Below are 13,414 nucleotides of genomic sequence, written 5' to 3'. Positions count from 1 at the left end.
ACGCGCTCGTAGAATGCCGGGTCTCGAGACTTCCGTTTAAGCTGCTATCCAATAGAAATAATATTTTCAGCTTGAAGAACGTGTCCGCTCCGTAAAACGGAGTAAGCGTAATAGTCTCGTTGACCCAGAACAGGGGAGTTAGCCGTGGTGAGGTCGGATTCGCAAAAGGCGTTGTCTGCGGGGGCTACGCTCGACAAAGGCTTCCATTTTGACGAGCGGATGAATCACGTCATTGCGGGCGCGCCGGACCGATGTGAAAACCCGTGGGCGCACATGGTTCGCGGCCTCCTTTCGTCGCCAGCGTCCCGGATGAGCGCTCCAATGCGCCCGCAACGCGACGCGCGTATCAGGGACGACGACGCGTTCGGGCGTTGCACGGTGAAAGTAGAGGAACGCTTGCCCAACGCGGCCTTCGCGTTGTCGTGGAGCGACCCCACGCGCTGCAGCTACCGCGAGCAGGTATGGAAACGTGCGACCGCCAGAAGAGCCGGAGTGTGCGTGCTATCCGGGCAAGCCATTAAACGGGGCGACGCGGTATTTCGCCCCCAGGCTCGCCGCTTCAAGGTCCCTTTGAATTCCGGGGCAATGATTCTTGCCGCTTCGCTTGAAATGTGGGGCGGCTGCCCGGTCGATCCCGAATAGCGAAACAACGCGCCGTTAATCCATTCAGACCGATAGCCTGAAACTCATTATTTGGGATTTCGGGCATTCGATGTTACTGTCGTGCAGATCCGCGCGACAAGCCGCCCGGAGTCGCCTATGCTCCAGCAAAGGGAATGGTATCCTCATTGGCTTGAATTCGCACAACGTTATCAGCGTAGAAAACAATCGTAGATGCTAAACACCGAGACAGCCCGGTCAACTCATTGCGGCGCGCACAGTATCACGGGAATCGTCTATGTCGTGGACGATGACGAGTCGGTGCGCAGTGCCCTAGTGAGTCTGCTGCACTCGATTGACCTCGAAGCCGAGTCGTTCCATTCGGCCGAGGATTTCCTTGCGGCGCCTAAAGGCCCGGGTCCCGCATGCCTTGTGCTGGACGTGCGCCTGCGTGGTCAAAGCGGTCTTGCGCTGCAAAAATCGCTACTGACGATGGATCGTATGTCCATGCCCGTGATTTTCATGACAGGTTATGGTGACATCGCGATGACAGTCGAGGCAATGAAGGCCGGCGCCATTGATTTCCTCACCAAGCCGTTTCGCGATCAGGACATGATCGACGCGGTTGTCGCCGCTTTGCAGCGCGATGCAAAGCGCCTTGAGGCGAGCAGTTCGCTCGTCGAGACGCGCGAGCGTTGGAACGCACTCACGCCGCGTGAGCGCGAGGTCTTGTCCAACGTTGCGGCGGGGCTGATGAACAAGCAGATCGCCGCGCGGATGTGCATTGCCGAGGTCACCGTCAAAATCCATCGTGGACAGGCCATGCGCAAAATGAACGTGCGAACCGTCGCGGATCTGGTGCGAAACGTCGTCGCGCTCGGCATCGATTCCTCCGCACGTTAGCGCGGCGCGGTCAATCACTCAGCCTTATCCCGCGCCCGAAGTTTCGAATCGATGCGCGTGCAACCAGATATCGCGATTTCGTAAAACGCCCGTGCTATTGTGACGGGCGTTGCTGCATGGGATAATTCCCTCATTCCCTGGTTAAATCGACTAATCCACCTGAACACAGGCTTTGGTGAATAACTTCGTCGCCTGCTCACAAATATCAAAACAATGATGGGATTGGCAATTGATCTCGGCGTCATGCTGGACGGGCTATTAACCATCGCCTGGGCGGCGCATCCCGACGGTCGTGTCGATTTTGTGAACCGGAAATGGTGCGAATACACGGGCCTGGACATCCAGGCGTCATCGGGCTGGCTATGGCGAGAGGTTGTAGTCCGCGAAGACCTGCCGCTTCTCCTCGAGCGGGTCGACGCCATTCTGGCTTCCGGGCAGGCTGGGGAAATATCGGCGCGTTTGCGGCGCTTCGATGGCCAGCAGCGCTGGTTCCTCATGCAATTCAGTCCGGTCCACAACGCCGAAGCCCAGGTTGTGCGCTGGTGCGTCATGTGCAACGACATCGACGATTTACGGCAGGCGCAGGACGCGCTGAAACGCCGCGAGATCGACCTGCAATTGATCGTCGAAAGCATTCCGGTGCGCGTCACCGTCACGTCACCGACGGGCGATGTCGAAGGCCAGAACCAGCTCACGCTGGACTATTTCGGCAAGTCGTTCGAAGAGCTTAAAGCCTGGCGGGGCGACGAAGTCGTGCATCCAGAGGATCTGGAAACCGCGGTTCGCGCGCTGGAAGCGTCGCTTGCGAGCGGCACTTCGTACAACGTGGAGAGCCGTCACCGGCGTGCCGACGGCGTCTACCGCTGGACCAACGTGCGTGGGTTTCCGCTGCGCGACCGCGACGGCAGCATCTTGCGCTGGTTTCTTCTTTCCATCGATATCGAGGACAGAAAGCGCGCGGAAATCACGCTCGCGGAAAGCGAGCGTCATCTCAACGAGACTATCAGTGCGCTGCCCGCGCTGATCTGGTCCGCCCGCCCGGACGGAACCGGCGAATTCTACAATCGCTACTACCTCGAATATCTCGGGCGCACGCTTGAGCAGGTGCGCGATCTTGAATGGACCAAGGCGGTTCATCCGGACGATCTTCCGGGCCTGATATCCGAGTGGACCGCCATCATGGCGAGTCGCATGCCGGGTGCCGCAGAGGCTCGCATGCAACGCTACGACGGCCAATACCGCTGGTTTCTGTTTCGCACGAGTCCCTTGCGGGACCAACAGGGAAACGTCATCAAATGGTTTGGCGTGAATATCGACATCGACGACCGCAAGCGTGCAGAAGAGGAGTTGCGGCGTAGCGAAGCTTTTCTTGCCGAAGGTCAGGCGCTGGCCAGGATGGGCAACTTTTCCTGGCACGTCGATACGGACGAGATCGCGTGGTCCGAGCAGCTCTATCACATATTCGGCATCGAGCCGGGCGCGAGCATGACGCTCGAGCGTATCGTTTCCCACTGCCATCCAGACGATTTGCGTTTTATTACGCAATTCCTCGAGCAGGGACAACGCGGCGATTCCGATATCGAATGCCAGCATCGGATCGTGATGCCGGATCAGTCGATCAAGCACCTGCATCTGATCGCGCACCGCGCTACCGACAAGCCGGGCAGCTATGAATATATTGGCACGACGCTCGATATCAGCCAGCGGCGCGCCTCGGAAGAGGCGCTCGACAAGGCGCGTTCGGAGCTTTTGCACGTTTCCAGAGTGATGAGCCTGGGCGCGTTGACGGCATCGATTGCGCACGAAGTCAATCAACCGTTGGCCGGCATCGTGACGAATGCCAGTACGTGTCTGCGTCTGTTGGCGGCAGCGCCGCCCAATATCGAAGGCGCGCAGGAAACCGCGCGGCGCACGATCCGCGACGGCCACCGTGCCGCCGACGTGATTGCGCGGTTGCGCGCGCTGTTCAGCAAGCGCAGCGCGACGATTGAGGCCGTCGATCTGGGGCATACCGCACGCGAAGTCATCGCGCTGATGCAGAACGATCTGGATCGGGCCCGCGTGATCCTGCGCACGGAATTCGCCGACGATGTGCCACTTGCCGGCTGCGATCGTGTGCAGGTACAGCAGGTCATCATGAACCTGCTGCGCAATGCGGCCGATGCCATGAGCGAGCTGCACGACCGGCCCCGGCTCATGTGGGTCACGACCGAAGCCGAGCGGGACGGCATGGTGCGTTTGATGGTGCGGGATTCGGGTATCGGCTTCGATCTCCAGGACGCGGACCGCATTTTCGACGCGTTTTACACAACCAAAGAGGACGGCATGGGCGTGGGTCTTGCGATCAGCCGCTCCATCATCGAAAGCCAAAGTGGGCGTCTTTGGGCGGAATTGCCCACGGACGGTCCAGGCGCAATCTTTGCATTTTCCCTTCCCGTCTGCGCTGCCGGGCTCTTGCCATAACACAGGGGCCCGCGCGTATACATACTTCCGTATGGTGGACGCGCGCGGTGGAATCAGGCATCGTAGGGCGTTTGATCCAGGGTCACACGGCGCACAAGCTTATTGGCGCCGCCTGTCTCAGGCAGTCTCCGCGGGGCAAAGATGCTGGTAACGTTGGTCGATGATGACGAGGCAGTGCGGGAGTCGCTTCCCGATCTGGTCAGTGTGTTCGGATATGCGGTGAGCGTATTCTCTTGCGCGGAGGCGTTTCTTGCGTCCGGGACCGTCGATCAAACCGATTGCCTGATTCTCGACCTTAATATGCCGGGCATGGGTGGTCTGGGGCTCTTTCGTGAGCTGAAACGGCTTGGGAAAAACTTGCCGATTATCTTCATTACGGCCCACCAGGACGAGGCACTGCGCGAGCGCCTGCTCAAGCAGAGCGCGATCGATTGCCTCTACAAGCCCTTCAGTGATACCGCACTTCTCGCGGCACTGAAACTTGCGCTGGGTGAGGACTAAAAGTCTTTTCGCCGTTGCGCATTCTTATATTCAGCGCCTATACCTGCGTATAGGGTGGCCAACCCATCGCCGTATGGCGTGCGGTGTGCACGAAATGTTACGCTGACGCCGCTTCCTGTCGTCCTTGATTCAAGAATAAATACCTCAGTAGCGACGGATATTATTTTGGATTGCAAATTAATTGTCGTTGAATCTAATTCACTCTCACCACTCATCAGGAACGTGAATCATGTCAGAACAGGTCAACGAACGTCGCCGCCAGATTCTGGGTACCGGGCTCGCTGGTGTTGCGCTGGTGGGCGCGGGGCTGAGCGAATTCGCGCGAGCGCAATCGGCGCCAGCCGGCGCGGGCGCAGCCACATTCGGTGAAATCCGGCAGGTTGAAGCCAATGGCCTGAGCATCGGTTATGTCGATGCAGGCCCGAAGGACGGTCCGGTCGCGATCCTGCTGCACGGCTGGCCGTACGATATCCAGAGTTTTGCTGAAGTCACGCCGATACTCGTTGCAGCGGGCCACCGCGTACTCGTGCCGTATCTGCGCGGCTATGGCACGACCCGACTGCTCTCCGCCGATGCCCCGCGCAACGGCCAGCAAGCCGTGGTCGCCGTCGATATCGTCGCGTTCATGGACGCGCTGAAAATCAGGCAGGCGGTCATCGGCGGCTACGATTGGGGCGCGCGCACGGCCAATATCGTGGCCGCGCTGTGGCCCGAACGCTGCAAGGCGCTGGTTTCCGTGAGCGGTTATCTGATCGGAAGCCAGGCCGCCAATGAAAAGCCTCTGCCACCGCAAGCCGAACTCGCGTGGTGGTATCAGTTCTACTTCTCCACGGCGCGCGGCGAAGCGGGCTACGCGCAGAACCGTCACGATTTCAACAAGCTCATCTGGCGCCTCGCGTCGCCGCAGTGGCGTTTCGACGACGCCACCTATGACCGCACGGCAGCATCGTTCGACAACCCCGATCATGTCGCCGTGGTGATTCACAACTATCGCTGGCGTCTTGGCCTCGTGCAAGGCGAGGCGAAGTACGACGATCTCGAGAAAAAGCTTGCGCTGGCGCCTGCGATCGCCGTACCTGCGATTACGCTCGAAGGGGACGCCAACGGCGCGCCGCATCCGCAACCGGCGGCTTATGCGGCAAAGTTCACAGGCAAATACCAGCACCGCAATATCAGCGGCGGTATTGGCCACAATTTGCCGCAGGAAGCCCCCAAGGCCTTCGCCGACGCCATGCTGCAAGTGCAGCACCTTTAAACCGGAGACGACGACGGATGAAGTTCCATCGCTTTAGCACCCGATTGGTTGCGCCCATCGTGATGCTCGTGGCGGGCGCGAATCAGGTCACCCTGGCCGCGGACGCCACACCTGCCGCATCGCCTATTTACGGCGTGACTATTCCGCAAGGCTACCGCGAATGGCAAATGATCGCGCCCGCAGCAGAAGCCGCGCCGCTCGACGAATTGCGCGTGGTGTTGGGTAATCCGCTTGCGATCGCAGCGATCAAAAACGCTACGCAGCCGTTCCCGGACGGTACCATTCTGGTCAAGCTGGCCTACAGGAAGAAGCAGTCGGACGACTTCGCGCCCGCGACGGTGCCAGGCGCGCCCACTACGGTTCAGATCATGGTGAAGGACTCGCGCAAATATGCATCGACGGGAGGCTGGGGATTTGGGCGCTTTATCAACGGCGTGCCCGCCGATCTTGCACAGCATCAAACGTGCTTCGCGTGCCACGCTGCGCGCGTAAAAGACCGCGATTATGTCTTCACGCGATATGCGCCTTAATGCGCAAACCCGGGCATCAGGCCGATAGTCCGGGAAATGCGCTACAGCCGGCGCTTCAATGCGCGCCGGTTCGCACAGGCAGACTCGTCACGCCGCGCAGATTGTTACGGCGGTGCCAAACCAGCGCGTCGAGATCGACTGGGCGGATCGTGGGGAAACGGGTCAACAGGTTTCTGATGGCGATCTCCAGTTCAAGCGTGGCGAGCCTGGCGCCCAGACAATAATGAATGCCCGCTCCGAATGCCAGCGACGGCGCACTGGTCTCCCGCAGGACGTCCAGCGTATCGGGTTGCGTGAACGCCGCAGGATCGCGATTCGCCGCGCCGATCAGCATAAATACGACCGAACCGCGCGCGAGCGTCACATCCGCAACGGACAAATCTTCAAATGCGGTACGCACCAGCATTTGTACTGCACCGTCATAGCGCATGCACTCGGCGATCGCACGGGGCAAGCGCTTCAGATCTTGCAGTAACGCAGCCATTTGATTCGGATGGCGAAAGAGCGCGATCATCGTATTACCGATCATATTCGATGTCGTTTCGTGGCCCGCGATGAAGAGCAGGACTGCATTCGATACCACTTCTTCGTCGCTTAGCCTCGAGCCTTCGCTTTCCACGCCCAGCATCGCGGAAATCAGATCGTCGCCCGGCTGTGCGCGCCGCTGCCCGACAATCTCCTGAAAGTAGCGTTCGAGCTGGAGCGCCGCTTCGTCGGCGGCGTGCAGGGCGTTCGCATCGAGCGGAGCCAGGTCAAACGCCGCGACGAGCTGGCTGGCCGCACCGCCTAATATAGTTGCTTGCGCAACATGTATATCGAGCAGGCGACAGATAATCTGCACTGGCAGCGGGTGGGCGTAGTCGCTCACCAGATCGAATTCGGCCCTCTTGCCTGCACGTTCAAGCAGTTCATGGCTTGTTGCCTCGACAATCGCCGTCAGTTTTTCGATTTGCCGCGCGTTGAACGTCTTCATCAACAGCGCGCGCAGGCGCGTGTGCGAAGGCGGGTTCATCATCAGCAGCGTGCGGTTCAACGACTGGAACACGGGTTGCGCCGTCGCCTGCTCGCCATAGCGCGCGGTGACGCTTTGCAGGTAGGTTTTGCCCATGCGTGGATCGCGCAGCAACGCATCGACAACTGCGAAACGCCCCGTAACGAATGCATTGGGCGCCACGGGCAATAGCGGTCCTGCATCACGGATCTTTTGATACAGAGGATAGGGATCGGCGAAGAAGGCGGGCGACGAGAAGTCGGAGAATTGCATGATGACGATGAGGTATCAGATGTCGTGTGAATAGAGTGAAACACGCGAGATCACGTGTTTATTCCGTGAATTTCAGGTCGGCCAGGTGAAGGCGCGCGGAGGCAAAATGATTCGCCGTCGATGTGCGAAGGGGCGCTTTTCGTCATCACCTCATGCGCGTCGTTATGGACCGTGACAGCCATCGACAGCACATAGCCCTCGCTGCGCAGCGTCTTGATATAGCGTGCCGCGCGCGCCGTGTCGTTGAGCTTTTGCCTGAGGCGGCTGACCAGCAGGTCGATCGAGCGGTCGAACGAATCCGCATTGCGGCCCTGTGTGAGGTTCAGCAACTGGTCACGCGTCAGCACGCGTTGTGCATGGTCTAGAAATACGCGTAACAGGCGGTATTCGGCGCCGCTGAGCGTCACGACGGTGTTGTCGGATTCGAGCAGATGGCGCGCCGTGGTGTCGAGACGCCAGTCGCCGAAGCTGAGCACGCGCGCGTCGTCCGCAGGCTGCAGGGCGGGCGGCAGCATGCGTGTGCGGCGCAACACCGCGCGTATGCGGGCGAGGAGTTCGCGTGCCTGGAATGGTTTGGCCATATAGTCGTCCGCGCCCATTTCGAGCCCGATAATGCGGTCGGTGACGTCGCTGCGCCCCGTCAGCATGAGAACGGGCACCGATCGATGGCGGCTTTCGCGTAACGCACGGTAGAGCGTCAGGCCGTCTTCGCCAGGCAATATGAGGTCGAGGAGGATCAGATCCGGCGCATGTCGGCCCAGACATTCATGCACTTCCCGTCCATTGGACGCGCTCGAAACCTGCATGCCGTTTCGTTCGAGATAGGCCGTAATCAGTTCGCGTATGCCGCGGTCGTCGTCGACAACCAGGATGTGGTCGAATTTTTCCATGATGGTCATAAACGATGCCGCGGCGCATGGTGACCGCGTGCGTCAGGCTAACCGGAACGTGAGAATCGAGCCATTCCATGATGGATTGTGGCGAGCGATGACTAAGGATAGGCGCACTCATACCTTGGTATGGGTACGAGGGGAATACAGGGTGAGTGCGTGAGGAAAATATAAATCAATCTGCGCAAAATAACGATGCCCCTGGGAGCTTACGAAACATTACATTGCCGACACATACTGGATACATGACCTGTTTTAAATGAGAGGTGACTTGTCACGCCCTCTTATAAAACAGGATGCCAACAATGCCCGAAAATACTTTTTCCCCGATGCGACGCACGCTTCTGGCGGCCTCCGCCGCGGCCGGTGCGCTTACTTTTTTACCAAAAGCTATTTATGCCGCCACGGAAAACAGCAATATCCGCCCATTCAAGGCCGATATTCCGGAATCGGCCTTGATCGATTTACGCCGGCGCCTGGCCAATACGCGCTGGCCCGGAAAGGAAACCGTGGCTGACGAATCCCAGGGCGTTCGCCTCGCGCGCATGCAGCAGCTCGTCCAATACTGGGGCACCGATTATGACTGGCGCAAGGGCGAAGCCAGACTCAACGGCTTTCCCATGTTCGTGACGGAAATCGACGGGCTGGATATCCAGTTCATTCACGTGCGCTCGCGTCACGAGAAGGCTTTGCCGATGATCATGACGCACGGCTGGCCAGGCTCGATCTTCGAACTGATCAAGGTCATCCGGCCGTTGACCGATCCCACTGCCTTTGGCGGCAGCGCCGACGACGCTTTCCATGTGGTCGTACCGTCTTTGCCGGGCTTTGGCTTTTCGGGCAAGCCGACCACGCCGGGCTGGGGTTCCGATCACATTGCGCGCGCATGGGGCGAACTGATGGCACGGTTGGGCTACGAACGTTTTGTTTCCCAGGGCGGCGATTGCGGCTCGGTCGTCTCGCACCGCATGGCCATGCAGCACGTCAAGGGATTGATCGGCATCCACGTCAATATGCCGGCGACCGTCCCGCCCGATATCGCCCGATCGCTGGCTTTGGGCGAACCCGCTCCCGCAACGCTTTCACCGGAAGAGAAGCATGCGTATGAAAAACTGAACGTTTTCTATCGTGACAACTGCGGCTATTCGGCAATGATGGTGACGCGGCCCCAGACGGTGGGTTACGCGCTTGCCGATTCGCCGGTCGGTCAGGCGGCGTGGATGTACGACAAGATTTCGCAGTGGACCTATAGCAGCGGTATTCCCGAGCGTTCCTTGACGCGCGACGAAATCCTCGACGATATTTCGCTGTATTGGTTGACCAATAGCGCGACGTCGTCGGCGCAGATTTACTGGGAGGATCACTCGAATAATTTCAACGCGGTGGATATTTCGCTGCCGACCGCTATTACCGTGTTTCCCGGCGAAATTTATCAGGCGCCCCGCAGTTGGGCCGAACGCAGTTATCACAATCTGGTCTATTTCAATACGGTGGATAAGGGCGGCCATTTTGCAGCGTGGGAAGAACCACAGCTATTCGCGCAGGAGGTCCGCGCGGGATTCCGACCCATGCGGAAACTGGCATAGGACCGGTTAGTTTCTCTAGACCCACGTAGACCCGAACCTATACGTACATATACTGGTGGGCGCGCGTAGCGTGCCCTATTCTGACGCTGCCGGGCAGGGCGTCGCGTGCCCCTCCCGTACGAATCGAACAGTACAGGAGAACCGATATGAACGCGCACGCTATCGACGCTGCTCAACCGTATGACGCCCGCGTGAGCGCGTGTGCGCGTCTGTCTTTCGACGCATCGTCGCGGGTCTTGTGGGTTCTGCTCGCGCTTGCCTGTATCTACGCCTCTTATGCCGCGCAGACAACCAGTTGGTCTGTGTTCGCGCGCGTGGCGCTGCCGCTGATGCTGCCTGTCTTGCTGGCCAGTGCGCTTGCCGCGCTCAAGATCGCGGAACTGCATGCGCATCTCCGGCGCATGGCCGCGACGCTCGCGCGCAACCTCGGCGACGAAGCGGAGCCAGTGCTGCCCGATGCGAGTGGGCCAGAGGCCATTGCCCGTCTTGCACGCGCGATCAACGTTTGCGCACGCCAGCGTGCCCGACGCCAGGCCGAATTGCTCCATGTGCTCGCCGCGTATGCTCATGATCTGCGTACGCCGCTTACACGCATGAACATGCGAAACGAACTCGTGCAAGACCCGGCGTTACGCAATGCAATGGCCCGCGATCTTGCCGAAATGGCCGAACTGGTGGAGGGGAGTCTTTCGTGCGCGCGGAGGCAATGCAGCGCCCAGGAGCCCATGCGGGCGGTCGATGCCGATGGCCTGCTCGGTGCACTGATTGCCGACTATCGTGACGCGGGCCGTATCGTCAAACTCGAAGGGAAGGTGGGGCGCACCGTCATGACGTGCCCGCATGCATTACGCCGTGTGCTGGTGAATCTCATCGACAATGCCTTGCGTTATGGCGTGGATGTTCGTCTTGGCGTGAGAGTGGACGCCCAGCGGCTCGTGCTTGCGGTGCTGGACGAGGGGCCAGGCATCGATCCCGCACTCCTCGATACAGTATTCGCCGCCTGGTATCGCGTGCCGGAAACGGCTGCTGCTGCGTCGGGCTGCGGACTGGGTCTTGCGATTGCGCGACGCCTCACACTTGCCATGCACGGCGAACTCGAACTCAACAATCGCGCCACCGGTGGGCTGGAAGCGCGCCTCACGTTACCGCTGCTGGCCGCGTGAGAAGAGCGCGGACAAACGCAGAACTAGTCCGATGCGAGGGTGACGGTCACGATCGTCGTGCCGCTCAGACGCTCGGCGAGATCGACGTGAGCGGGGCGCTCGCCCCACCACGCCGTGCGCTTTGCGCGCGCACGGTGGCCCAGCACGATCAGGTCAGGATTGAATGTTTGCGCGTGACGTGTGACCACTTCGGTGATGCGACCGAATTTGACATAGCCGTTGGCTGCGATGCCGATGTTCGTCAACTGGCTAAGCGCTTCGTCTAGCGTATGGCGCGCATGCTCTTCGATATGCGTGAAGGCGACATCGGAAAGCAGGCCGCCACACCGTGCGTTGGCGCTTTCGGCATCGACAATCGAGACGATATCGACGGGGGCGGACAACGCGAGCGAAAGCTGTGAGCAGCGCGCCAGCGCCGCGCGGGCCTCGCGGGTGCCGTCATAGACGAGGAGCATGCGGGAAATGGAAGACATGGCGTACCGATAACGTAACTGCGCCGTGCAGGGCGCCAGAATTAAGGATGCGTCATCAGAACAATTGGTTATGCAAATTTATTCCATGCCTTCACGTATCAGCCGGATTGGGTTGTGGGTTCAGCGATCTGTTTGCCGATTTCGAGTAACTGGGTGTCGTCGAGCGTTCCAATCAATGCGTAGCTGAGCGCAGCGCGGCGCCACGTCAACACGTTCATGCTTTCCACGCGCTGATGAGTCATCGTTGTGTCCGGCTTGTCATCCTTCATGACGCACAAGGCGACAGGCAAGCCCGTTCTTGGCAGATAGACGATCTGAACGAGCGGCTTGCCGTGAAAGCGCAGACGTTGAATGCGCTTGAACGTCAGCCCGACGCGCCGCAGGTCGGGTATATGTATCGACACGCGGTCGTCGTCATGAATCTGGGCAACGACTTGCGAGGCGATGGCCTGCGTGGGTGCATCGAAAGCGACGGTATCGCGCGTATAGAGTTGCTGATAAGTGACGGCTGCCGCCACCCAGGGAGAAACGCTTGCTGTCACGACGTGTTGCGACCCGGAGTTTGCACTCCCTGCGTCGCGCGTCCACTCCTTTGCGACGCGCAACACGAATGCGCAAGTTAGCGCACCCGCCGCGAATGTCATGGCGAGACCGGGTAGAGCAAGACGCGATGGCAAGTGAAAGCGCGACGAATAGCGCAAAAACCGCTTGAATTGCCGGGCGGAATGAGGATCGCCGTCGGTGGCTCGGCGTATGGTCGAATACGGGCCGCTCAATCGCATGAGTTCAGCCGTGAGCCGTGGCGGAATGGGCGGCAATCTCTGGTGCACAAATGCATGCTGATAATCGAGCGCCGACGCGGCATATAGTGCGACGCGCTGCGCGATTTCGGGCGATACGCTGATCGACTGCTCCACGTCGTCGCGTTCGCGTGGCGTAAGTTCGCCGTCGACATAAGCCATGAGCAGGATGTCGTCCATAGTCATGCGCCAATTTCCTTACTGGTCGCTGCGCTTTTCGCGCGTCCTGCTTCTTTTGGTTCGCTGAACACGGCGCCGATCGCCTGGCGTGCCCGGGAAAGCCTGCTCATGATCGTGCCGATCGGAACGTCGAGGGCTGCGGCGGCTTCGCTGTAGCTCAATCCCTCCACCGCCACGAGCAGCATGACGACGCGCTGCGCCTCGGGCAATTGCTGTACGGCACGGATGATCTGGCCGTTCATCGCCTGTTCTTCCGGCGTCTTCGCGGCCGGGTCCGGCACGGTTTCCAGCAGGCCTTCGTCCCACTCCATGCCCGAACGGTTACGCACGCCGCGCGCACGAACTTCGTTGAGCCAGGTGGATTGCATGATGGAGAACATCCAGCTAAGGGGCGCCGTGCCGGGTTGAAGCTGGTGTGCACGCTCGAGCGCCCGCACGCAGGCGCGTTGCACGAGATCTTCGGCGTCGTGCTGATCGCCCGAAAGGCGCAGCGCGAATGCCCAAAGGCGCGGAAGCATGGACGGCAGCAGCGCGGACAGTTCGGCGGCCGTCATCGTCCTGATTGAGTTCATGTGTCGACGATAAGGTTGAGCGGCGAAACCGTCGCCTTGAGCAGAACACCCGATGGGTGAAGGAAATTCCATCCGCTTAGCGGACCCATGCATTAAGAGTCGCTAACACAACCTGGACATCAAGCCATGGACGCAATATCCTGGCGACATGGCAAGACGAAAAATCAGTAATGAATTGTGGGCGGCGCTGGAACCGCTGATTCCGGTGTTCACGCCGTCGCCCAAAGGCGGACG

Annotated in this window: 13 protein-coding genes and 1 pseudogene; 9 read left to right on the top strand and 5 right to left on the bottom strand. The window is 59.8% G+C overall.

Annotated features, from left to right (window positions below):
* Positions 1–219: 219 nt before the first annotated feature.
* The 6 genes from VG320_RS05800 (at position 220) to VG320_RS05775 (ending at position 6,252) form a co-directional block, all read left to right on the top strand.
* Entirely contained in the window at positions 220–642 is a 423-nt protein-coding gene (locus VG320_RS05800; protein ID WP_327199203.1) for a DUF3331 domain-containing protein, read from the top strand.
* Positions 643–834: 192 nt separating this feature from the next.
* Complete coding sequence (locus VG320_RS05795) at positions 835–1,503, top strand: response regulator transcription factor (protein WP_327199182.1); 669 nt, start codon at positions 835–837, stop codon at positions 1,501–1,503.
* 216 nt (positions 1,504–1,719) lie between these two features.
* A complete protein-coding gene (locus VG320_RS05790) occupies positions 1,720–3,966 on the top strand; it encodes a PAS domain-containing protein (protein WP_327199181.1) in 2,247 nt (748 codons plus the stop codon).
* Between the two features lie 141 nt (positions 3,967–4,107).
* Complete coding sequence (locus VG320_RS05785; RefSeq protein ID WP_327199180.1) at positions 4,108–4,467, top strand: response regulator transcription factor; 360 nt, start codon at positions 4,108–4,110, stop codon at positions 4,465–4,467.
* A gap of 229 nt (positions 4,468–4,696) precedes the next feature.
* Positions 4,697–5,722: an alpha/beta hydrolase gene (locus tag VG320_RS05780; RefSeq protein ID WP_327199179.1), complete on the top strand. Its 1,026-nt coding sequence runs from the start codon at positions 4,697–4,699 to the stop codon at positions 5,720–5,722.
* Positions 5,723–5,784: 62 nt separating this feature from the next.
* A complete protein-coding gene (locus VG320_RS05775; RefSeq protein ID WP_327199202.1) occupies positions 5,785–6,252 on the top strand; it encodes a cytochrome P460 family protein in 468 nt (155 codons plus the stop codon).
* A 55-nt stretch (positions 6,253–6,307) separates the two neighbouring features.
* Here VG320_RS05775 and VG320_RS05770 read toward each other — a convergent pair whose 3' ends face one another.
* Both VG320_RS05770 and VG320_RS05765 read right to left on the bottom strand, forming a co-directional pair.
* Entirely contained in the window at positions 6,308–7,516 is a 1,209-nt protein-coding gene (locus VG320_RS05770; protein ID WP_327199178.1) for a cytochrome P450, read from the bottom strand.
* A 50-nt stretch (positions 7,517–7,566) separates the two neighbouring features.
* Entirely contained in the window at positions 7,567–8,406 is an 840-nt protein-coding gene (locus VG320_RS05765; protein ID WP_327199201.1) for a response regulator, read from the bottom strand.
* A gap of 305 nt (positions 8,407–8,711) precedes the next feature.
* On the opposite strand from VG320_RS05765, the gene VG320_RS05760 reads away from it, so the two are divergent.
* The gene (locus VG320_RS05760) at positions 8,712–9,992 is read left to right on the top strand and encodes an epoxide hydrolase (RefSeq protein ID WP_327199177.1); all 1,281 of its coding nucleotides are present in this window, start codon (positions 8,712–8,714) and stop codon (positions 9,990–9,992) included.
* Positions 9,993–10,138: 146 nt separating this feature from the next.
* Entirely contained in the window at positions 10,139–11,155 is a 1,017-nt protein-coding gene (locus tag VG320_RS05755; protein WP_327199176.1) for a HAMP domain-containing sensor histidine kinase, read from the top strand.
* Positions 11,156–11,178: 23 nt separating this feature from the next.
* Here VG320_RS05755 and VG320_RS05750 read toward each other — a convergent pair whose 3' ends face one another.
* From VG320_RS05750 to VG320_RS05740, 3 genes are all read right to left on the bottom strand, one after another.
* Positions 11,179–11,628, bottom strand: coding sequence for a universal stress protein (locus VG320_RS05750; RefSeq protein ID WP_327199175.1), 450 nt, complete (start codon positions 11,626–11,628; stop codon positions 11,179–11,181).
* Between the two features lie 98 nt (positions 11,629–11,726).
* A complete protein-coding gene (locus VG320_RS05745) occupies positions 11,727–12,545 on the bottom strand; it encodes an anti-sigma factor (RefSeq protein WP_327199174.1) in 819 nt (272 codons plus the stop codon).
* A 65-nt stretch (positions 12,546–12,610) separates the two neighbouring features.
* Entirely contained in the window at positions 12,611–13,162 is a 552-nt protein-coding gene (locus tag VG320_RS05740; RefSeq protein WP_327199200.1) for an RNA polymerase sigma factor, read from the bottom strand.
* Between the two features lie 166 nt (positions 13,163–13,328).
* Here VG320_RS05740 and VG320_RS05735 point away from each other — a divergent pair.
* Positions 13,329–13,414: pseudogene (locus VG320_RS05735) on the top strand (IS5/IS1182 family transposase); the annotation flags it as partial.

The sequence above is a fragment of the Paraburkholderia sp. genome, from assembly GCF_035948235.1.
GTDB lineage: Bacteria > Pseudomonadota > Gammaproteobacteria > Burkholderiales > Burkholderiaceae > Paraburkholderia.
Note: the sequence above shows the minus strand (reverse complement) of the source record. Positions and strands in the feature narration are given on the sequence as shown.

Bases quoted from the DNA above. Each gene is read 5' to 3' on its own strand.
- VG320_RS05800 (WP_327199203.1), top strand. From the start codon at position 220: ATGAATCACGTCATTGCGGGCGCGCCGGACCGATGTGAAAACCCGTGG.
- VG320_RS05795 (WP_327199182.1), top strand. From the start codon at position 835: ATGCTAAACACCGAGACAGCCCGGTCAACTCATTGCGGCGCGCACAGT.
- VG320_RS05790 (WP_327199181.1), top strand. From the start codon at position 1,720: ATGGGATTGGCAATTGATCTCGGCGTCATGCTGGACGGGCTATTAACC.
- VG320_RS05785 (WP_327199180.1), top strand. From the start codon at position 4,108: ATGCTGGTAACGTTGGTCGATGATGACGAGGCAGTGCGGGAGTCGCTT.
- VG320_RS05780 (WP_327199179.1), top strand. From the start codon at position 4,697: ATGTCAGAACAGGTCAACGAACGTCGCCGCCAGATTCTGGGTACCGGG.
- VG320_RS05775 (WP_327199202.1), top strand. From the start codon at position 5,785: ATGCTCGTGGCGGGCGCGAATCAGGTCACCCTGGCCGCGGACGCCACA.
- VG320_RS05770 (WP_327199178.1), bottom strand. From the start codon at position 7,516: ATGCAATTCTCCGACTTCTCGTCGCCCGCCTTCTTCGCCGATCCCTAT.
- VG320_RS05765 (WP_327199201.1), bottom strand. From the start codon at position 8,406: ATGGAAAAATTCGACCACATCCTGGTTGTCGACGACGACCGCGGCATA.
- VG320_RS05760 (WP_327199177.1), top strand. From the start codon at position 8,712: ATGCCCGAAAATACTTTTTCCCCGATGCGACGCACGCTTCTGGCGGCC.
- VG320_RS05755 (WP_327199176.1), top strand. From the start codon at position 10,139: ATGAACGCGCACGCTATCGACGCTGCTCAACCGTATGACGCCCGCGTG.
- VG320_RS05750 (WP_327199175.1), bottom strand. From the start codon at position 11,628: ATGTCTTCCATTTCCCGCATGCTCCTCGTCTATGACGGCACCCGCGAG.
- VG320_RS05740 (WP_327199200.1), bottom strand. From the start codon at position 13,162: ATGACGGCCGCCGAACTGTCCGCGCTGCTGCCGTCCATGCTTCCGCGC.